This is a genomic window from Streptomyces sp. NPDC045026 (assembly GCF_056432625.1).
Genome location: NZ_JBWKIS010000001.1, coordinates 583546 through 602075, shown reverse-complemented (window position 1 = coordinate 602075; position 18530 = coordinate 583546). Strand labels below are relative to the sequence as shown.

The 18530-nt window shown below is 69.9% G+C and carries 18 protein-coding genes; 5 read left to right on the top strand and 13 right to left on the bottom strand.

Features of this window, described 5'->3' with window-relative positions:
* Positions 1 to 142: 142 nt before the first annotated feature.
* From AC07EJ_RS02675 to AC07EJ_RS02640, 8 genes are all read right to left on the bottom strand, one after another.
* Positions 143 to 1600: an APC family permease gene (locus AC07EJ_RS02675; protein WP_478883593.1), complete on the bottom strand. Its 1458-nt coding sequence runs from the start codon at positions 1598 to 1600 to the stop codon at positions 143 to 145.
* Between the two features lie 151 nt (positions 1601 to 1751).
* Positions 1752 to 2387: a TetR/AcrR family transcriptional regulator gene (locus AC07EJ_RS02670; protein ID WP_389481718.1), complete on the bottom strand. Its 636-nt coding sequence runs from the start codon at positions 2385 to 2387 to the stop codon at positions 1752 to 1754.
* Between the two features lie 114 nt (positions 2388 to 2501).
* Positions 2502 to 3350 carry a fumarylacetoacetate hydrolase family protein gene (locus AC07EJ_RS02665; protein ID WP_389481716.1) on the bottom strand — a complete coding sequence of 283 codons (849 nt, stop codon included), beginning with the start codon at positions 3348 to 3350 and terminating at the stop codon, positions 2502 to 2504.
* 9 nt (positions 3351 to 3359) lie between these two features.
* Entirely contained in the window at positions 3360 to 4304 is a 945-nt protein-coding gene (locus tag AC07EJ_RS02660) for a 3,4-dihydroxyphenylacetate 2,3-dioxygenase (RefSeq protein WP_478883592.1), read from the bottom strand.
* Entirely contained in the window at positions 4297 to 5784 is a 1488-nt protein-coding gene (locus AC07EJ_RS02655) for an aldehyde dehydrogenase (RefSeq protein ID WP_478883591.1), read from the bottom strand. The genes AC07EJ_RS02660 and AC07EJ_RS02655 overlap by 8 nt, the downstream gene beginning before the upstream one ends.
* Positions 5785 to 5818: 34 nt before the next feature.
* Positions 5819 to 6625 carry an acetoacetate decarboxylase family protein gene (locus AC07EJ_RS02650; RefSeq protein ID WP_393585170.1) on the bottom strand — a complete coding sequence of 269 codons (807 nt, stop codon included), beginning with the start codon at positions 6623 to 6625 and terminating at the stop codon, positions 5819 to 5821.
* Positions 6626 to 6638: 13 nt separating this feature from the next.
* The gene (locus tag AC07EJ_RS02645; RefSeq protein ID WP_478883590.1) at positions 6639 to 7883 is read right to left on the bottom strand and encodes an NAD(P)/FAD-dependent oxidoreductase; all 1245 of its coding nucleotides are present in this window, start codon (positions 7881 to 7883) and stop codon (positions 6639 to 6641) included.
* A gap of 1 nt (position 7884) precedes the next feature.
* A complete protein-coding gene (locus AC07EJ_RS02640) occupies positions 7885 to 8073 on the bottom strand; it encodes a ferredoxin (RefSeq protein ID WP_478883589.1) in 189 nt (62 codons plus the stop codon).
* A 345-nt stretch (positions 8074 to 8418) separates the two neighbouring features.
* Here AC07EJ_RS02640 and AC07EJ_RS02635 point away from each other — a divergent pair, with 345 nt between their 5' ends.
* Both AC07EJ_RS02635 and AC07EJ_RS02630 read left to right on the top strand, forming a co-directional pair.
* Positions 8419 to 9795 carry a glutamine synthetase family protein gene (locus AC07EJ_RS02635; RefSeq protein WP_478883588.1) on the top strand — a complete coding sequence of 459 codons (1377 nt, stop codon included), beginning with the start codon at positions 8419 to 8421 and terminating at the stop codon, positions 9793 to 9795.
* A 29-nt stretch (positions 9796 to 9824) separates the two neighbouring features.
* Positions 9825 to 11111: a cytochrome P450 gene (locus AC07EJ_RS02630; protein WP_478883587.1), complete on the top strand. Its 1287-nt coding sequence runs from the start codon at positions 9825 to 9827 to the stop codon at positions 11109 to 11111.
* Between the two features lie 17 nt (positions 11112 to 11128).
* Here the strand turns inward: AC07EJ_RS02630 and AC07EJ_RS02625 are convergent, their stop codons facing one another.
* Positions 11129 to 12049: an ADP-ribosylglycohydrolase family protein gene (locus AC07EJ_RS02625; protein WP_389481914.1), complete on the bottom strand. Its 921-nt coding sequence runs from the start codon at positions 12047 to 12049 to the stop codon at positions 11129 to 11131.
* 147 nt (positions 12050 to 12196) lie between these two features.
* Between AC07EJ_RS02625 and AC07EJ_RS02620 the strand changes: the two genes are divergently transcribed.
* Entirely contained in the window at positions 12197 to 13225 is a 1029-nt protein-coding gene (locus AC07EJ_RS02620; RefSeq protein ID WP_389481700.1) for a S66 family peptidase, read from the top strand.
* Positions 13226 to 13358: 133 nt separating this feature from the next.
* Here AC07EJ_RS02620 and AC07EJ_RS02615 read toward each other — a convergent pair whose 3' ends face one another.
* Together AC07EJ_RS02615 and AC07EJ_RS02610 are read right to left on the bottom strand one after the other, a co-directional pair.
* On the bottom strand, positions 13359 to 14858 hold the full coding sequence (locus AC07EJ_RS02615) for a UbiD family decarboxylase (protein ID WP_389481698.1): 1500 nt from the start codon (positions 14856 to 14858) through the stop codon (positions 13359 to 13361).
* 48 nt (positions 14859 to 14906) lie between these two features.
* Positions 14907 to 15509 carry a non-oxidative hydroxyarylic acid decarboxylases subunit B gene (locus AC07EJ_RS02610; protein WP_389481696.1) on the bottom strand — a complete coding sequence of 201 codons (603 nt, stop codon included), beginning with the start codon at positions 15507 to 15509 and terminating at the stop codon, positions 14907 to 14909.
* Positions 15510 to 15629: 120 nt separating this feature from the next.
* Here AC07EJ_RS02610 and AC07EJ_RS02605 point away from each other — a divergent pair, with 120 nt between their 5' ends.
* Positions 15630 to 16103, top strand: a complete 474-nt coding sequence (locus AC07EJ_RS02605; protein WP_389481694.1) for a MarR family winged helix-turn-helix transcriptional regulator — start codon at positions 15630 to 15632, stop codon at positions 16101 to 16103.
* Between the two features lie 21 nt (positions 16104 to 16124).
* On the opposite strand, the gene AC07EJ_RS02600 is transcribed toward AC07EJ_RS02605, so the two are convergent.
* Complete coding sequence (locus tag AC07EJ_RS02600) at positions 16125 to 16685, bottom strand: TetR/AcrR family transcriptional regulator (RefSeq protein WP_393585157.1); 561 nt, start codon at positions 16683 to 16685, stop codon at positions 16125 to 16127.
* Positions 16686 to 16843: 158 nt separating this feature from the next.
* Between AC07EJ_RS02600 and AC07EJ_RS02595 the strand changes: the two genes are divergently transcribed.
* Complete coding sequence (locus tag AC07EJ_RS02595) at positions 16844 to 17530, top strand: SDR family oxidoreductase (protein ID WP_478883586.1); 687 nt, start codon at positions 16844 to 16846, stop codon at positions 17528 to 17530.
* 39 nt (positions 17531 to 17569) lie between these two features.
* On the opposite strand, the gene AC07EJ_RS02590 is transcribed toward AC07EJ_RS02595, so the two are convergent.
* Complete coding sequence (locus AC07EJ_RS02590) at positions 17570 to 18442, bottom strand: class I SAM-dependent methyltransferase (protein WP_389481912.1); 873 nt, start codon at positions 18440 to 18442, stop codon at positions 17570 to 17572.
* Between the last annotated feature and the right edge of the window lie 88 nt (positions 18443 to 18530).

Below are 18530 nucleotides of genomic sequence, written 5' to 3'. Positions count from 1 at the left end.
GCCTCCGGCTCACTGAAGGTGTTCGAGGTCGAATTCGAGGTCAAGGGAGATCGCGCAAGGGAGATCGCGCCCGCATGTCGGGGTGCGCCGGTGACAGGCGTGCCGGGCGCACCCAGCGCACCCCGACAGGGGCGCAGCAAAGTCAGGCAGCGGCGGCCGACCGCGCGCGGACCACCCGGGCCGCGGCGGCGCTCAGTACGAGAACGGCCGGGACGCTGAGCGCCAGCCAGGTCGCCGTGCCGGCCGAACCGCCGATCAGCGTCGTGAAGTTGGCCAGGATCACCCAGATCGCGCCCCCGATCCCGAGCGCGCCCAGCGTCGGGGCGATCAGCGTGTTCCAGGGGCGGGTGTCGAGGCGTTCGCGGCGGAAGAAGACGATGACGGAGACCGACGTCAGGAAGTAGAGCAGCATCATCGCGAGGACGGCGACGCCGCTGAACCAGGAGAAGAGGCTCAGTACAGGGTCCTTGCCCAGCAGCGCGAACGGCACGACGAGGAGCAGCGCGAGAGCGGTCTGCACGGTGCCGGCGGCCCCGGGCGAGTGGCGCCGGTTGAGTGTGCAGAGCTTGCGGGGAAGCACTCCTTCGCGGCCGAGCGAGAACAGGTAGCGGTTGGCCGAGTTGTGGAAGGCGAGGATGCCCGCGAAGAGCGATGTGGCGAGCAGGATCGGCAGCACCTCGCCCGCCCAGCCGCCGAACAGGTCGGCGACGGGTGAAATGACGAACACGACGCCGTCGCCTCCCTCCAGCGCCTTGCCGGCGGCCGCGGTGGCGTGGGAGGCGCCGTAGGCGGAGACGAGCATCCAGGAGGTGAAGGCGAAGAAGCCGGTGACGACGACCACGGACAGGTAAGTGGCGCGCGGGACTGTCTTCTTGGGCTCACGTGCCTCTTCTCCGTAGATCGCGGTGGCCTCGAAGCCGAACATCGACGCCACGGCGAACATCAGCGCCACGCCCGGTGCCCCTTGCAGCGCGGCCTTCGGTGAGAAGCTCTCGGCGAAGCCGAGTCCTTGGGGGCCGCCGCCCTTGATCAGGGTGAACAGCGCGAAGACGAGCAGGATGCTGAACTCGGCGAGGACGAAGACCGCGAGCACCTTGGCGCCCATCTCGATTCCGGCGGCGCCGAGCACCTGGACGATCGCCATGGTGACCACGGTCCAGACCCACCACGGCGCGTCGAGGCCCGTGTACTTCGCGACCAGGCCGCTGACGAGGGACCCGTAGAGCCCGTACATGGCGGCCTGGATCGTGCAGTAGGCGAAGAGCGCGACACCGGCGCTGCCGGTGCCCGTGGTCCGGCCGAGGCCTTTGCCTATGTACGTGTAGAAGGCGCCCGCGTCCACGACGTGGCGGCCCATCGCGACGAAGCCGACGGAGAACAGGAAGATCACTGCCCCTGCCACGGCGTATCCGGCCGGGGCGCCTGCGCCGTTGCCGAGGGCAACGGAGATCGGGAGGGCGCCGGCGATGCCGGTGAGCGGCGCCTGCGCGGAGAGGACGAAGAAGAGGATGCCCACGACGCCGAGGGCGTTGGACTTGAGCTTGCCTGCCGTGGGCGGGTCCTGCACGTTCTGTTGCCTTGTGACCGTCTGACTGTCCACGCGGATCACCTGCCGGGGATGAGGGAGGGGCAATTCGTTTCAGGCCAAACGAGTTGCCTCATAGTGGGATGGGACTCGGCGTTTGGCAAGGCCCTGCGGGAGGGTTCCGACTGGACGCCACCCGCCTCCTCGAACCCGTGGCTCGCGAAGGTCAGGCGTCTTCTTCGGAGTCGGCCCCGAGCCCGCGCAGCAGGGACCTCAGCTCCTCCAGGGCGGCTTCGGTCATCTCCGGTTCGCCGAGCACCAGTTGGTGCAGGACGAGGCCGTCCAGCGCGGCGAAGACGAGCCGCATGAGGGCCGGGCTCGCGTCCTTGGGGAGCATGCGGTCCAACTCGCGCTGGGCCGCGTCGAAGTATTCGTCGTACAGGGTGCGCAGCGGCGGCAGCAGCTCCGGCCTGCGCCGGGATTCCAGCATCAGCTCGTACTGGAACGCCTGCAGGTCCGGGTTGGCGGCGACCATCTCCGACAGTCCCGCCGAGAAGTCCGCGGTCCTGCCGGTGCCGGACTCCAAGGCGCTGGTGTGCAGGCTGGTGTGCACCGTGTGGGCCAGCGCCGCCTCGATGAGAGCGTCGCGGGAACCGAAGTGGTGCACGACCAGACCGTGGGTGACCCCGGCCTCCTCCGCGACGGCGCGGTACGTCAGTCTGCGCAGGCCGCCACGGGCCACCACCCGCACGGCCGCGCTCAGGAGCGCGTCACGGCCCGCTCCGTAGTCCAGCCGTTTGCGCGCGTCGCCACGAGGGCTTCGGCTCTTCTTCTCGTCCGGCGCTTCGGCGGATTCGGTCACGTCAGGGACCTTACCTAGCCCGCGGTGGCTGCTCTTCGGCTGTGCAGCACCGCGCTCGGGGCGCCGCGCCGGGCGGCTTCGGAGCCCGGCCCGGCACGGCGCGTTCGTGGTCCGTCAGCCCTGGCGGGGCGGGCGGATGCCGCGGAACTCCCAGTCGCCGCCCAGCGCGGTGGACAGGACTTCCTCGGACTCGGTGGGCTGGGCGCCCACGTCGGAGCGGATCGCAGTGGGGCCGGTGACGATGTGGTTGGTCAGCCGCCCCAGGCCCTCCACCTCCACCTCGACGACATCACCGGGCTGTACGGGACGGGAGTTGGCCGGCGTGCCGGACAGCAGCACGTCGCCGGGGTACAGCGTGATGGTGCGGGCGATGTCGGCCACGAGGTAGTGCATGTCCCACTCCATCTCCGCTGTGGAGCCGTCCTGCACCACCTCTCCGTTGACGTAGGTGCGCAGGTACTTGTCGTGGAAGTCCCAGTCGGTGACCAGACCCGGACCGAGCGGGCAGAGGGTGTCGGAGCCCTTCACCCGCAGCATGGAGCCGGCGTCGGTGTCGCGGAAGTCGTGCAGGCCGTAGTCGTTGGCGATCGTGTATCCGGCGATGTACTCCCCCGCGTCGGCCGGTGAGATGTTGCGCGCCGTCCTGCCGATCACGATGGCGACCTCGCCCTCGTAGTTGAGCCACTTGCAGCCCTCGGGGCGCACGATCGCGCCCTTGTGGGAGTTGAGGGCCGAGGTGGGCTTGTGGAAGTACGTCGGGGTGGGCGTGAGCTCGATCTGGAACTCGTCGACGCGGCTGCGGTGGTTGAGATGGACGGCGACGACCTTCGAGGGGACGACCGGAGGAAGGTGGTGGGCTTCCTCCACCTTGACTCGGCGGCCGTCGCCTGCGACCAGTTCGTCGTCCTCGCGGACGACCTGGACGGCCGCGCCGTCCAGGAGAATGCGGCGGTACTCGGGCATGGGGGACTCCTAGGCGCGGCTGTGGGGGTTGTGCGGGGCGGGGTGTGCGGGCAGGCCGTTGCCGGTCCAGCCCTCGGCGGGGCGGTCGAACCACAGGTGGACCTGGCCCGTGCCGATCGAGTTCTCGTACTCGCCGTACTGGCGCGCCCTGGCGACGCAGGCGCGCTCTCCGAGGGCGCCCGCCATCATCAGGTAGTGGAAGAACTTGGCCTCGGGCTTGAACTTCCAGAACTCGTCCATCGTGTCGAGGACCTTGTCGTGGCGGCCTTCCTTGAACCAGGCGATGCGTTCGTGGTCGGCCTCGCGCGCCTCGGCGGTGAAGATGTGTGCGGGGTCGCTCGATTCGTGGTCGCGCAGTTGCCGCAGCGGCCAGAAGGTGTGCGAGAGGGCACCCGAGGCGATGAGCAGGACGCGGCGGCCAGGGGTGGCGGCGATGCCGTCGGCGAGTGCTCGCCCGAGGCGCAGATGGTCCTCCGTGTCACCGGTCTGGCAGACACCGATGGTGACCCACTTCTTGTCGGGCAGGCCCTCGCCGAGGTACTTCCACAGATTGGTCGTGGCGTAGTAGACCGGCAGGTACGGGTCGTCGATCGCCGTGATCCAGGTGCCGTGCCTGTCCGCGAACTTGGCTATGTTTTCGGCGAGTTCGGGGTCGCCGGGGAAGTCGTAGGGCATCCGGCACATGCCGCGCGGCAGCTCTTCGGAGGTGAAGAGGCCGGCCCGGCGCTGCTGGGCGGTGACGACGAATTCGACGGTGGTGGCCCAGTGCGAGTCCAGGACGACGACGGTGTCGTACTCCTGGGAGGCATCCCGCCCGAAGACGTCTCGCCGCAGTTCGTTCAGGCCGGTGACGAGGGTGATCTCCTTGCCCTCGTTCAGTTCCAGGCGCGTCTCCTTCGGGAGCACGATGGTGGGTACGTGGGCGAGCAGCCCCGCCCCGACGATCTCACCCATGGTCCCGCCAGCCCTTCGGTGACGTCACGGTGTTCTTGAGGTCGCAGTAGAAGTCGAAGCTCCAGGTGCCTCCCTCGCGGCCCACCCCGGAGTGCCGGGAGCCGCCGAAGGGCGCCTGGAGGTCGCGTACGAAGAAGCAGTTGACCCAGACGGTGCCGGCGACGAGCCGGTCGGTGACGCGCTCGGCCCGCTCGCGGTCGCCGGTGGCGACGGTGGCGGCGAGCCCGAAGCGGGTGTCGTTGGCCAGGCGGACCGCCTCGTCCTCGTCGGCGAACGTCTGCAGCGTCAGGACGGGGCCGAAGACCTCCTCCTGCACGATCTCGGAGTCCTGGGCGACATCGGTCAGCAAGGTCGGCGCGTAGCACTGGCCTTCGCCCCGGTGGCCGCCGATGACGGCGCGGGCCCCGGCCGCGAGTGCCCGCTGCACGAAGCCGTCGATCTTCTCCAGCTGGCGGGGGTGGATGTTCGGGCCGATGTCCGTGGCCTCGTCGCGCGGGTCTCCCTGGCGCAGGGCCGATGCCTTCTCGGTGAAGCGTCGGGTGAACTCCTGCGCGATCGTCTCCTCGACCAGGATGCGGGTCGCGGCCAGGCACACCTGTCCGGCGTTGTCGTACTGCTCCACGGCCAGGTCGACGGCGAGGTCGAGGTCGGCGTCCGCGAAGACCAACAGCGGGGACTTTCCGCCGAGTTCGAAGCTGGCGGGCACCAGGTTGGCGGCCGCCGCCGCGGCGATGGTCTTCGCCGTGGGCACCGATCCGGTGAAACTGATGCGGCGCACGTCGGGGTGGGAGACGAGGGCACCGCCGGCCTCGGCGCCGTAGCCCTGCACGACGTTCAGGACTCCGGCGGGCAGTCCGGCCTCGGCGGCGATGTCGGCGAACAGAGAGGCGGTGAGAGGCGACCACTCGGCGGGCTTGAGGATGACGGTGTTGCCCGCGGCGAGCGCCGGGGCGATCTTCCAGGTGGCGAGCATCAGCGGTGCGTTCCACGGAGTGATCAGGACGCAGGGGCCCGCCGGATCCCAGCTGACGTGGTTGGTGTGGCCGCGGCCCGCGGCGGAGCCGCTCGTATATGTCGTGAAGTCGTCGTGGCCGAGGCGAAGGAGCCAGTCGGCGAAGAAGCGGAAGTTGTGGGCCACGCGGGGCATCACGCCACGTCGGTGCGAGCGCAGCAGGGCGCCGTTGTCATGGGTCTCGACGATCGAGAGGTCCTCGATGCGCTTCTCGACGGCGTCGGCGACGGCGTGCAGGATCCGGGCCCGTTCCGCGCGCGGGGTGGCGGCCCAGCCCGGGAAGGCCGCGCGGGCCGCGGCGACGGCGGCCGAGGCTTCCGTCGCCGTCCCGCGGGCGATCTCGCCGAGGACGCTCCCGTCGATCGGCGAGACGTCCACGAAGGTGTCGGTGGAGGCGACGCGTTCGCCGCCGATCCAGTGCCGGGCGTCGACGGTGACACCGGCCACGGTGAGGGTGTGTTCGCTCATGTCCAGTCTCCAAGTGGCGTGTGGTAAGCGGGAGTTACTCGGCGTCGGAGGTGCCGGACTCGAGCAGCGTGCCGCCGTCCCACACCACGCCGACCTGCCGGTAGTAGGCGGCGATCGGCTCCCTGATCTCCAGTCGGGCCAGCTCCTCGGTGGGCGCTTCGAACAGCTCCAACTCCGCGTCACCGGCCCACGCTTGACCGGCCTCGAAGGACGCGGCGCCCGTCTCGATCAGCTCGTCGAGAGCCAGGCCCTTGCCCTTTTCGATCGAGGGCAGCCAGCGGTGGTGGGCCATGGGGTGGCTGTTGACGAAGCCGTTGGCCACGGACGGCTCGCGCAGGGTGACCACGGCCTGGGCCAGGCGACGGTCGGCCGCGGCAAGTGTCGCGCCGAAGCGGGCGCCCGCTTCGATCCGCGGAGCGGGCCCGTAGGGGTGCGGCCGGGTCTGGTGGATGGAGCCGAGCTTCTTCGGGTAGCCCTGGTGCAGGCCGCGCGCGACGGCGAAGTCCTTGTCGACCCAGATGTACACGCACCGCGAGTAGGTGCGCCCCTTGTACCGGCAGCGCACGACCGCGAAGGCCTCCTTGTACTGGGCGAGCACGGGATCGAGCAGCTGGCGCCCGTCCGCGGCACAGGACTGCCAGTCGGCCCAGATCAGGGCAACGGCGCCGGGGTCCTCGTCGGCCAACTCCAGCGGTTCGGGCAGGAGTTCACGCACGCGGGCGGGGTCGGTGCGGTACTCGACGGTGAGCAGGTCGCCGGAGTAGTGCCACGGCGGGGAGGGGATCAGCGAGGCGTCGCCGGTCGCCGTCTTGGGGTGGAAGTAACCACGGACGCTGGCCATGTCAGGGGGTTCCTTACGAGATGAGGGCGGGCTGCGCGAGGAGCTGGGCGCGGTAGCGGACGGCGCCGGTGGTGGTGGCGGGGCCGCCGAGCGCCACCACGCCGACGAGCCGGTCGTCGGCGTGGTAGCCGACGAGGACGTCGCCTTCCGGGTCGCCGTCCAGGACGCGCACGTCGGCGATGCCGAGGGCGGGTGCGCCGAAGGACTGCAGCCGGAACTCGTGCTGGTCGCTCCAGAAGGTGGGCAGCGGGGCGAACGGCGCGGGTTGCGCCCCGCCCCCCACGAGATGGGCCACGAGGCTCTTCGCGGCGTGCTTGGCGGTGTCGGTGGGGATCGACCAGTGCTCGACGCGGCGCGGTACGCCGTCGTAACGGGCATTGGGGAAGCGGGCGACGTCGCCGACGGCGACGACGTTCGGGTGGCCACCGACGCGGAGCTGCTCGTCGGCCAGGACCCCGTCGGAGAGATCCAGGCCGTTGCCGTCCAGCCATTCGGTGTTGGCGATCGAGCCGACGGACTCCACGACCACATCGGCCGGCAGCACCGTCCCGTCGGTCAGGACGACACCGGTCACCCGGTCCTCGCCCTCGAAGCCCGCGACGCCCGCACCGAGGGCGAAGCGCACGCCGCGTTCCTCGTGGCGCCGGTGCAGCGAGCCGGCCAGGAGTGCGCCGAGCGGGCGAAGCATCGGCAGCGGCTCGGGGTCGACCACCGTCACCTCCCCGACACCGAGGCCCTTCGCGGTGGCGGCGACCTCGCAGCCGATGAAGCCCGCGCCGACGACGACCACACGGACTCCGGGCCGGGTCAGTTCGTCACGCAGGCCCCGGGCGTCGGCGAGGCTGCGCACGGTGTGCCGGCCGCTGCCCGGGCCCGTGGGGCCGTCGCAGCGCAGCCTGCGCGGCCGCATTCCGGTGGCGACGACCAGGCCGTCGAAGGCGAGTTCCGTGCCGTCGTCGAGTACGACGACGCGCTCGGCAAGGCGCGCGGCGGCGACCGTGGTGCCCAGCCGCCACTCGACGTCCGCCGCGCTCGCTCGGGGCGTGAACGCGAGAGACTCGAAGGGCGCCTTCCCGGCGAGCACTTCCTTGCTCAACGGCGGCCGGTTGTACGGCATATGAGGCTCGTCGCCGATGACCGTGATCGCGCCCGTCCAGCCGGCGGCGCGCAGCTGTTCGGCGGCGCGCAGTCCGCCCATCGAGGCACCGGCGACGACGACGCGTCCCGGACCCGGTGGGACGTGAGTCGTGTCGGCCATCTCAGTCCTCGATCCGGATGGCCTGCAGCGGACAGACGTCGGCCGCTTCCTCGACCTCGTCGCGCAGCGCGTCGTCGGGGTCGCTGACGTAGGCGAGGCGCCCGTTGTCGTCCAGCTGGAAGACGTCGGGGGCCGAGAAGACGCACTGTCCGTGGTCCTGGCACTTGCTCATGTCGACGACGACCTTCATGGCCGGTCCTCCTGGAGGTGAGGGCGTCGGGGCGCTCTGCGGGAAGTGGGGCCCGGCTGCATGGCCGGGCCCCGGCCAAAGGGGTGCGGATGACCGCGCTCCCCAACTCGTTTGGCTTCAAACAACATAGGAAGCGAACGGGCGCTGGTCAAGAGCTATCCAGATGGATAAATTCTTGCCCCACACCCCTTGCGGAGAGGGGCGGCCATCCATACCGTTTGGCACCAAACAACGGGCGGACACCGGTCTGGCGTCCGTACCCCGACGCCGGGCCTCCGCCGGGCGGGCCACGTCGCCCCGGCCGCCCGCAGCCACGCCCCGTTCACATCCGCCGAGGAGACATCGGTGAGCGCTCAAGACACCCCAGAAGTCCGCACAGCCATGGACCGGCTCGCCGCCGACGGCATCGACGTGGTCCGGGTGACGTATCCCGACCTGATCGGCACCGACCGCGCCCGCGACATCCTGCTCGACCACCTGCCCGCCGCCTGCGACCACGGCCTCGCCTTCTGCCGCGCGGTCTACCACACCAGCCCGCAGGGCGACGTGGTCCCGGTCCGGGGCGGACTCGACGCAGGCCTCCCGGACGTGACCGTACGACCCGACCTCTCCACCTCCCGCGCACTCCCCTGGGAGCCTGGCGTCGCCTGGTGCCTGGGCGAGACGACCGACCCCGCCACCGGCTCCCCCAGCCCGGAGTCCCCGCGCGACCTGCTGCGCTCGGTGCTCGCCCGCTGCGAACAAGCCGGGCTGCGGCCGATCATCGGCCCCGAGCTCGAGTACTTCCTGCTCGAACAGGACACGGCCGCGCCGACCGGCTGGCGCCGCTACGGGCAGGGCGTCACCGGCGCCGTCTACACCGCCGGTCTGCGGGCCGACGCCGACAACACCCTGCTGCCCACTCTGCGCACGCTGCGCGATCTCGATATCGGCGTCATCAGCGCGAACCACGAATTCGACGCGGGGCAGTTCGAGATCAACCTGACCCACTCGGAGGCGATGGACGCCGCCGACCGCGCCTTCCTCTTCAAGTCGGCCGTCAAGGAACTCGCCCGCAAGGAAGGGAAGTTGGCCACCTTCATGGCCAAGCCCTTCAACGACGCGGGAGGCTCCGGCTTCCACCTCCACTTCTCCGGCGAGGCCGCCGGCGACTCCGCCGCCGAGGAAGGCCGCAACGTCTTCGACGACCCCTCGGGCGCCTACGGCCTGTCGGACACCGCCCGCCACGCCATCGCCGGCATCCTCGCGCACGCACCCGCGCTCGCGGCCGTGCTCAACCCGACCGTGAACTCGTACAAGCGCTTCGGGCCCGACACCCTCGCACCGTGGCTGATCGACTGGGGCCTCGACAACCGCAGCGCCATGGTCCGCATCCCGCCCGAGCGCGGCTCCGGTGCCCGCCTGGAGCTCCGGCTCGGCGACGCCGGCGCCAACCCGTATCTCGCGATCGCGGCGCTCTGCGCCGCCGCGCTCCTCGGCATTCAGGACGGCAAGGAGCCGCCGGCGCCCCTGGAGGGCTACGGCTACGACCCCGAGAAGTCCCACATGCTGCCGACGACGCTGCCCGCCGCGCTCGACGCCCTCGAAGCGGACGACGCGCTGGCCGGGGCCCTGGGCAAGGACTTCGTCGAGTCCTTCCTCACCTACAAGCGCGACGAGGTCGACCGCTTCAACCGCCGCGTCACGGACTGGGAGTTCACCGAGTACGCGTACCACCTCTGAGCAGCCGCCCCACCTTCAGGAGCACCCTCATGACGAACCCGACCGACGCCATCGCCCCGACCGACCCCATGCCGCTCGCCGACGTCGACCTCGCAGACCTCGACAACTTCACCGACGGCGTCACCCCCTGGCGCATGTTCCACACCCTGCGCCACGAGGACCCGGTCCACTGGCAGCCGGAGGAGGCCCCCAACTCGGGCTTCTGGGCCGTCACCCGGCACGAGGACATCGCACGCGTCGACCGCGACGCCGAGACGTTCACCTCCACCAAATTCGTCAACCTCGAAGAGGTCGACGACGACCAGATCAAGAAGCGCGCCTCCATCCTGGAACTCGACGGCGTGCGTCACCGCGCGATGCGCAGCCTGCTCCAGCGCCAGTTCGGCGCGAGCGTCATCAACAGCTACACCGACTTCCTGCGCGGGCTGACCGCCAAGACCCTGGACGCGGCGCTCGCCAAGGGCAGCTTCGACTTCGTCAAGGAGGTCTCCGCCGACTTCCCCATCAACGTCCTGGCCCGCCTGTTGGACGTACCGCCGGAGGACAACCAGCAGCTCATCGACTGGGGCAACCGGATCATCGGCAACACCGACCCCGACTACGCGGACGTGCTCCTCGGCAGCGAGGAGAGCGAGAAGTACCGCGACCTGCCGTTCCGCTCCCCGGCCTCCCTCGAAGTCTTCGAGTACGGGCGCGAGTTGGCCCGGCAGCGGCGCGGCGGCCACGGCACCGACCTGGTCTCCAAGCTCGTCAACGAGACCCCCCGCGACGGAGTGCCGCTGTCCGGACAGGACTTCGACAACTACTTCCTGCTCCTCGTCGTCGCCGGCAACGAGACCACCCGCCACACCATCACCCACTCCATGCTGGCGCTGCTCCAGCACCCGGAACAGCTGGCTCGCCTCCAGGAGAACCCCTCCCTGATCCCGACAGCGGTCGAGGAGTTCCTGCGCTGGGCGTCCCCCGTCTACCACTTCCGCCGCACCGCGACCCGCGACGTCGAACTCGGCGGCAAACAGGTCAAGGAGGGCGACAAGGTCGTCATGTGGTACGCCTCCGGCAACCGCGACGAGAAGGTCTTCGCCAACCCGTACGACTTCGACGTCGCCCGCGCCGACAACGACCACGTCACCTTCGGCAAGGGAAGCCCGCACCTGTGCCTGGGCAACCTGCTGGCGCGCACCGAGATCCGCATCATGTTCGAGGAGCTCATCCCGCGCCTGGCCGGCATCCGCCTCACCGGCGACGTCCCACGCGTCCGCTCCAACTTCATCAACGGAATCAAGAAGCTGCCCGTGGAAGTCACGCTCGCCTGAGGAGTCGCCTCCTGCCGTCAGCCACCAAGGCGCTGCGCGAGACCGACCAACTCGCGCAGCCGCAACACCCGCCCGCCGAACCCCGGCAGAGGGACATGCAGCGGCTCGACCCATCGCACGGGGATCGCACCGAGCCCGTAGCGGGCTCCCGCCAGGCCACCGGTGACTGCGGCAACCGTGTCGGTGTCACCACCGATGTCGACGGCCGCGCACAATGCATCCTCGAACGTGGTCGTGGTGCGCAGAGCCCAGACCGCCGACCCAAGGCAGGGCCAGACCGCGCCGTTGAACTCGGTCGCCAGATCGGGATGCCAGTCGGGGGCGAGGACCGCGGCGTAGCGCGGGCGGTGGTCAGGATGGACGAGATCCAGGATGTCGGCGAGCGCGTCGAGGGGATCGGCGTCTGCCAGGGTGACACGGACGATTTCATGGAAGATGGCGGTGCCTTCCCAGGCCGCGCGATCTCCATGGGTGAGGGCGGCGATGCGCCGGGCGGCATCCATTGTGGCCGATTGACCGGCACGGGCGAAGTGGATCGCGGACGTCGACGCCCTCATCAAGGAGCCGTTGCCGGCGGCTCGTTGGTTGACCTGGAAATGGATGGCCGCGGCCTGGTCCCACGGCATGCCGTTGGTCAGGACGTCCTCGGTCTGCAGGCCGATGTCTTTGGGTTCCGACGCCGCCCACTTCCTGAAGCGCGCGAAGATGTCGGGCAGATCCAGGCCGCGGTGGTCCAGCAGCGACTCCCCGACCAGCACGGCCATCTGCGTGTCATCCGTCGCCTCCCCCGGATCCCAGCCGCCGCCCCCGCACATCTCGCCGCCGACACCCGGCCTGGGAAACCGCGCGGAGAACGCTCCTTCGGGGCCGAACTCAAAGGGGGCTCCCAGCGCGTCACCCACCGCCGAGCCGACAACAGCACCGATGACACGCTCCATACGCTTCACGAGCGCAGGTTACCGAGACAGAGCTGCAGTCCTACGGGGCCCGCTCCCACCCGATGTGCCAATCCCCCCTGTCACAGCCGGCTTCGGCGCCGCGCAAACCCCTGTCGGCCGCGCAGCGCCTCGTGCCAGACTCCGCGCATGCCCATTCGATACCCGCGCCCCCTGCGTCCCGGTGACCGTATCGGTGTCACCTCTCCGTCGAGCGGTGTGTCGAAGGAGTTGGGTGCGCGGCTCCAGGTCGCCGTTCGTACGGTGCAGGACCTTGGGTACGAGGTCGTCGTCGGGCAGTGCATGGGCGGTTCCCGGCACGTGAGTGCCTCGGCCGCCGATCGTGCGGGCGAGTTGATGTCGATGCTGACCGATCCGACCATCAGCGCGGTCGTTCCGCCGTGGGGCGGGGAGACGGCGATCGATCTGGTCCCGCTGCTCGACTGGGACCGGCTGCGCGACGCCGAGCCCACCTGGCTCGTCGGGTTCTCCGACGTCTCGACCCTGATCACCCCGCTGACCTTGCTCACCGGCACCGCGACCGTCCACGGCAACAACCTCATGGACACGCCTTATCGCGTGCCCGACGGACTGCTGACATGGCTCGACATCGTCGCCGCTCCCCCAGGTCACCGCTTCACGCAGACCCCGCCCGGCCACCACCGTTCCGGAGGCTTCGACGACTTCGCCGTCTTCCCGGACATCCGCGAGTACACGCTGGACGTCCCGGGCACCTGGACCCGGCTCGACGGCAGTGGCGACGTGGAGGCCGAGGGGCGGCTGATCGGCGGCTGCATCGAGACGCTGTGCAATCTCGCGGGAACCCCCTACCTCGACACCTCGGCCTTCGCCCGCGACGAGTCCCCCGACGGGCTCCTCGTCTACGTCGAGGCGTGCGAGGACAACGCCTTCACCATCTGCCGCAACCTGCACGGCATGAAGCTCGCCGGCTTCTTCGACCACGCGAACGCGATCCTCGTCGGCCGGACCGACGCCCCGGACCGCCGCACCCTCACCCAGCACGAGGCCGTGCTCGACGCACTCGGCTCCCTGAACGTGCCGATCGTCGCCGACCTGGAATGCGGCCACCTCCCGCCCTACATGCCCATCGTCAACGGCGCACTCGGCCGCATCGTCCACACGCCGACCCGAAGCGAGCTGACGCAGACCTTGGCCTGACGACGTCGGCGGGAGGGCCCAGGCCTCTCGGCCCAGCGCACCCGCAACCCGCGAAGGCCCACCGGAGGCCAAACCCGCCCGCCGATCCCACGTACACCTGGGCCGAACACCCCGAGCACGTCCGGCCGCACACTCAACTCGTCTCGGCGAAACCGTAGTCGGTCCAGTTGTCGATCACCCGCTGCCGCACCTCGTCCGGGAACGAGTTCGCGAACGAGGCGGTGACGCCCGGGGCTCGACCCTCGAACTGTCCGGGCAGCAGACAGCTCATGACGGACTTGCCGCCCCTGCCCGTGCGCACCTCCTCTTCCGTGAGGTACGGAACCATCGGGATCCCCGGCGCCTGCGGATAGACGTATTCGCCCGTGCCCGGGTGGTAGCGGGTCGCCATGGCCCACACCAGCTGGTCGACGTCGGTGATGTCGATGTCGTCCGCGACCAGGACGACCTTGGGCACCAGCCAGCCCGTGTGCGAGCCGAAGAGGACCCCGGCCACGGCGTCCGCCAGCTCCTTCTCCCCCATCCCGGTCGCCGCCAGTCGCCCCGTATCGATCGACACGGCGATCCAGCAGGTCGCGGCCTCGTACGAGCACCAGGCCATGGACACGGGCAGGCCGGCGGAACGCAGTACGTCCAGGGACGTGGCCGAGATCATCGTGCCCCAGATGGTGTGGTTCTCCTCCGGGGGCAGACCCGCCACGCAGACAGGGAGGATGGCCTCGTTCCGGTGGGTCACCGCCTCGACGTGGAAGACGGGCTGCGGCTTGCTGTCGGCGAAGGAGTAGCCGTGGTACTCCCCCATGGGCCCTTCGGGAGCCGTCTCGTCGTGGCTGATCCAGCCCTCGAGGACGATCTCGGCGTTGGCCGGCACGTACAGGCCGTTGGTCTCGGTACGGACCACCTCGACGGGGCTGCCGGTCAGCGCGCCGACGTAGCCGTCCTCGTCGACCCCGGCGGGCAGCGGCATGCCTGCGGCGGCGAGCGCCGCCGGCGGGGCGCCGAGCACCATCGCCCAGGGGGTGGGCTCGCCCTTCTCGCGCCACATCCGGTGGATCATTCCGATGTGCTGCTGCGGCATGGCAGGGCCGACCAGCGTGTCACGGGAGTTGAGCATGGTGCGGGCGACCGACCAGCTCGTCCACCGACCGTCGGGCGTGCGCACCACATGGAAGCCGTACGTGCCGAGGTAGCGGCCGCCGTCCTGTTCGTGCAGCAGCGGAACCGGGAAGCGGCGGAGGTCGACGTCGCGTCCGCGCACCATGTTCTCCTTGCAGGGGCCGGTCTGTACGACACGTGGGGCGACGGGGTCGGCGTGCATGGCGGAGACGAGGTGTTCCAGCAGAGCGCGGGGGGTCGTGTCGCGCGGCAGTCCGAAGTGCGCGGCGATCCGACCGTAGGCACCACCCTTGAGAGGGCTCAGACCGGCGGGCGCGCCGAGGATCCTGAATCCCGCGTCTCCCTCGGTGAGGTTGCCGAACAGCGGTGCTGCGCTGCGGGTTTCGTAGACGCGGCGGGTGACGGCACCGGCTTCAAGAGTGGGACTGACCGGCGTCTGGATGTCGACCGCGTCTGCGGTGTCGAGCAACTCCTGCACAAAGTCACGGAAGTTGAGTGCACTGCCGCGTTGAGTCATGACACATCCTGTTCTCTATACGTGAGTTGGGGCGACCGACGCGATGCCTCAGACGCTCTTCGCGTCCCGAACGGGACCGCCCAGTGCAGCCGTTCCCATGCCCTGCCACCGCTTGGCGGCGGGCATGTCCAGGTCGAACTGGTCGAGGACGCGCGCCACGATGTGGTCGACGAGGTCCGCGATGGTGGTGGGGTGGTTGTAGAACGCGGGCACCGGCGGCATGACCGTGGCGCCCATGCGGGTCAACTCGAGCATGTTCTCCAGGTGTACGGCCGACAGCGGGGTCTCCCGCGCCACCAGGACAAGGCGCCGCCGCTCCTTGAGCATCACGTCCGCCGCGCGCCCGATCAGCCCTTCCCCGTATCCCGTGCGAATGGAGGCCAGCGTCTTCATGCTGCACGGCACGACGACCATGCCGTCCACCCGGAAGGACCCGCTGGAGATCGACGCCCCCTGGTCGTCGGGGCTGTGGCACACCGATGCCATCGCCTGCACCTCGCGCACGCCGAGCCCGGTCTCCTGGGCGAGTGTTGCCCGCGCCCAGCGGCTGACGACCAGGTGTGTCTCCACGCCCAGTTCCGCCAGTACCTCCAGGAGCCGTACACCGAAGGGCGCACCGGTCGCTCCTGTCATCGCGACGACAAGTCTCACGTCCGTCGCCACCTCCGTCTCGCGTCAGCGCTCTCACCAAAAAAGGACGTACACGCCCTATCCCTTCGAAGGTATAGTACGTGTACGTCCTAATCAATTCCGGAAGGGCAGCGCAGAGCGATGAACGGAACCGACACTCCGCCCGACGGCACGTCCGGCACCTCCGCCACCATCCACGCCGCGCTCGACGGACTCGGCCCCCTGGCGCGCCAGCTCGGCCAGATCCACACCCGCCTGTGGCACGAGCAGGTCCACCAGGATCTGACCGGCCCCCAGTTCACCGCGCTCGGCCTGCTCCGGACACACGGACCCATGGATCAGGGCACGCTCGGCACCCTCGCCAGCCTCGACAAGTCGACCGCGGCGCCGATGCTGGAACGCCTCAAGCGCCGCGGCCTCGTGGCGATCACGAAGGACGACAAGGACCGGCGGCGCAAGCTCGTCACCATCACCGACGCGGGCCGCGAGCTGGCCACATCTCTCGCGCCCGCCGTCGTCGCCATCAGCGAAGAGATCCTGGCCCACTTCAACCCCGTCGAGCGGGAGCAGTTCCTGAGCCTCATGCGGCGCGCCGTCGAGGGAGCGCAGCAGTAGCTCGGCTCCCCGACAGCCCCCTCAATCTCCTGACTTCAGAGCTTCCCGCGCGGCGGTGAGGATCTCCTCGGACAGCGGGAATTCCCTGGTGGCGCGCGCCAGGACGAGCGCCCCGACCATCGTGCACAGCCGGGCCACGCCGTCCTGGTCGTCGGTGGCAAGCCAGTCGGCGAAGTCGCCGACCCCCTCGCTGTACACGCGGCGGGCCTCACGGTCACCCGACCCGCGAGCCATGTCGGTGGCGAGGGCCGCGGCAGGACAGCCGTCCGCCGAGTTGTCGCGGTGCGCGACGGACAGGTAGGCGTCGATCAACGCCTGCTGCGCGGCATCACGCCGCCCGTCACTCTGCTCGAGGCCGGCCGCCCGACGCTGCGTGAGCTCGCCGAACGCGTGGGCGGTGGCTTCGTCGACGAGCGCCTCCTTGGAGGCGAACTGCTTGTAGAAACCGCCATGGGTCAGGCCGGACGCCTTCATGAGCTCGGCGACGCTGACGTGCGTCCCCTGCTCACGGAACAGCCGGGAAGCGTTCTCCACGACGCGCTTGCGGTTCTCCAGCGCTTGCGCCTGCGATACGCGGCCCATCGGTCACCTCCCCGTTCTCCCCATTGGATGCCGGTACGGACGCCATTGGATGCCTGCATGGATGTCGGTTGCCATCTATCCTAGACCCTGTTTAGATTACATTCGTAATCTACTTGGCGGACCCGATCGGACGGGCCCCCGAATCGCTGGGAGCGGACATGGAACTCAAGGGCGCGGTCGCGGTCGTCACCGGGGCCAACCGAGGGCTGGGGCGCTATCTGGCCGAGCAGCTCGTACAGCGCGGAGCAAAGGTGTACGCGGCGGCACGCCGCCCCGAGACCGTGGACCTGGCGGGCGTCACCCCGCTCCGCCTGGACGTGACCGACGAGGAGTCGATCCGGGAGGCGGTCCGCGTCGCATCGGACGCGACCCTGCTGGTGAACAACGCCGGGATCTCGACCGGCACCACTCTCATCGCAGGCGAACTGGACGCGGTTCGGCTCGAGTTGGAGACGAACTTCTTCGGGCCGCTCGCCCTGACGCGGGCCTTCGCCCCGGTCATCGAGGGCAACGGCCCAGGGGCGGTGCTGAACGTGCTCTCCGCGCTCTCCTGGCTGCACCCGGCCGGTCTCGGGTCCTACGCGGCGACGAAGGCCGCCACGTGGGCGCAGACGAACGCGGTCCGCGAGGAACTGGCACCCCGCGGCATCACGGTCACCGCTCTGCACGTGGCGTACATGGACACCGACATGGCCGCCCAGGTCCCCGCCGACCAGAAGGTCGCCCCCGCGGATGTGGCAGCCCAGGCCCTCGACGCCGTAGAGGACGGCCTCCCCGAGATCCTGGCCGATGAAGTGACCCGTCAGGTCAAGAGGGGTCTGGCCACGGTGCCGAATCCGGCGTGAAGTCCCAGGGGTGACGTGGTGTGGGTCAGGGACGCGCGCTCAGCGGGGGTCGGTGCGCCAGATGAAGACCTCGGTGCTCGGCCCGCGTTCGGAGAATCGGCCTGACGGGGAGACCTCGCGCAGCAGTCGGCGCAGGTCCGTCTCGAATGCGTCGAGCCCCGTGCCGAACAGGTGTGGCGCCGAGAACGACATCGAGAACACCCCGGCGACCAGATCGTCAGCGGTGCGTTCCAGTGGCTGGCCACCGGGCACGACATGGCGCTGCGGACCGGAGAACCCCGCCCTCGTGAGCACCGCGGCCTCACCGCCCGGCGTCCCGTGCGGCAGCACGCCCCGGCCGGCCCGGCGGACCGGTCCCAGATACCGCTTCACCAGCTCGTCCATGGCCGAATAGGGCACCGCCGGATGTGGAAGGCCCTCGACACTTCGCGTCTCCGACTCTGTCTCCGTTTCCGCTTCCGTCTCCGTCTTCACGTCGGAGATGTGCGCGAGCACCCCGCCGGTACTGAGCATGCCCCTGATGGTTGCCGCGACCAGGTCACGGTCCATCCAGTGGAAGGACTGGGCGAAGGTGGCGACGTCGAACATGCCGAGGCCCGCCGGCAGATCCTCGCCCCGGGCCTGGACCCACCGCGTCTTCCCGGTCACGCCCTCCTCGGCGGCTTCACGTGTGGCTTCGGCGATCATCCCGCGGTCCGGGTCCACGCCGACGATCTCGCCGAACAGATGCGCCAGGGTCAGGGCGATGACGCCCGGTCCACATCCGACGTCGATGAGCCGCCCCCGCCCGTCAAGCTTCAGAACGTCGGCGAGCATGTCCGCCAGCCCGGGGGCGTACGGCAGTCGCCCGCGCCGGTAGTGGCGAGCTGTCCCGGCGAACAAGGTGTCGTCCCACTCCCATCCGCCGACCATCCCCACCCACCGCCCGTCACAGAGTTCCCGCACCTGTCCGCCGCCCGATGATTCCACGGCTTGATCTGATGGAGCGTCGGGACACAGG

Bases quoted from the DNA above. Each gene is read 5' to 3' on its own strand.
- AC07EJ_RS02665 (WP_389481716.1), bottom strand. From the start codon at position 3,350: ATGCCCGAGTACCGCCGCATTCTCCTGGACGGCGCGGCCGTCCAGGTC.
- AC07EJ_RS02660 (WP_478883592.1), bottom strand. From the start codon at position 4,304: ATGGGTGAGATCGTCGGGGCGGGGCTGCTCGCCCACGTACCCACCATC.
- AC07EJ_RS02655 (WP_478883591.1), bottom strand. From the start codon at position 5,784: ATGAGCGAACACACCCTCACCGTGGCCGGTGTCACCGTCGACGCCCGG.
- AC07EJ_RS02650 (WP_393585170.1), bottom strand. From the start codon at position 6,625: ATGGCCAGCGTCCGTGGTTACTTCCACCCCAAGACGGCGACCGGCGAC.
- AC07EJ_RS02645 (WP_478883590.1), bottom strand. From the start codon at position 7,883: ATGGCCGACACGACTCACGTCCCACCGGGTCCGGGACGCGTCGTCGTC.
- AC07EJ_RS02640 (WP_478883589.1), bottom strand. From the start codon at position 8,073: ATGAAGGTCGTCGTCGACATGAGCAAGTGCCAGGACCACGGACAGTGC.
- AC07EJ_RS02630 (WP_478883587.1), top strand. From the start codon at position 9,825: ATGACGAACCCGACCGACGCCATCGCCCCGACCGACCCCATGCCGCTC.
- AC07EJ_RS02625 (WP_389481914.1), bottom strand. From the start codon at position 12,049: ATGGAGCGTGTCATCGGTGCTGTTGTCGGCTCGGCGGTGGGTGACGCG.
- AC07EJ_RS02620 (WP_389481700.1), top strand. From the start codon at position 12,197: ATGCCCATTCGATACCCGCGCCCCCTGCGTCCCGGTGACCGTATCGGT.
- AC07EJ_RS02615 (WP_389481698.1), bottom strand. From the start codon at position 14,858: ATGACTCAACGCGGCAGTGCACTCAACTTCCGTGACTTTGTGCAGGAG.
- AC07EJ_RS02605 (WP_389481694.1), top strand. From the start codon at position 15,630: ATGAACGGAACCGACACTCCGCCCGACGGCACGTCCGGCACCTCCGCC.
- AC07EJ_RS02600 (WP_393585157.1), bottom strand. From the start codon at position 16,685: ATGGGCCGCGTATCGCAGGCGCAAGCGCTGGAGAACCGCAAGCGCGTC.
- AC07EJ_RS02595 (WP_478883586.1), top strand. From the start codon at position 16,844: ATGGAACTCAAGGGCGCGGTCGCGGTCGTCACCGGGGCCAACCGAGGG.
- AC07EJ_RS02590 (WP_389481912.1), bottom strand. From the start codon at position 18,442: ATGGTCGGCGGATGGGAGTGGGACGACACCTTGTTCGCCGGGACAGCT.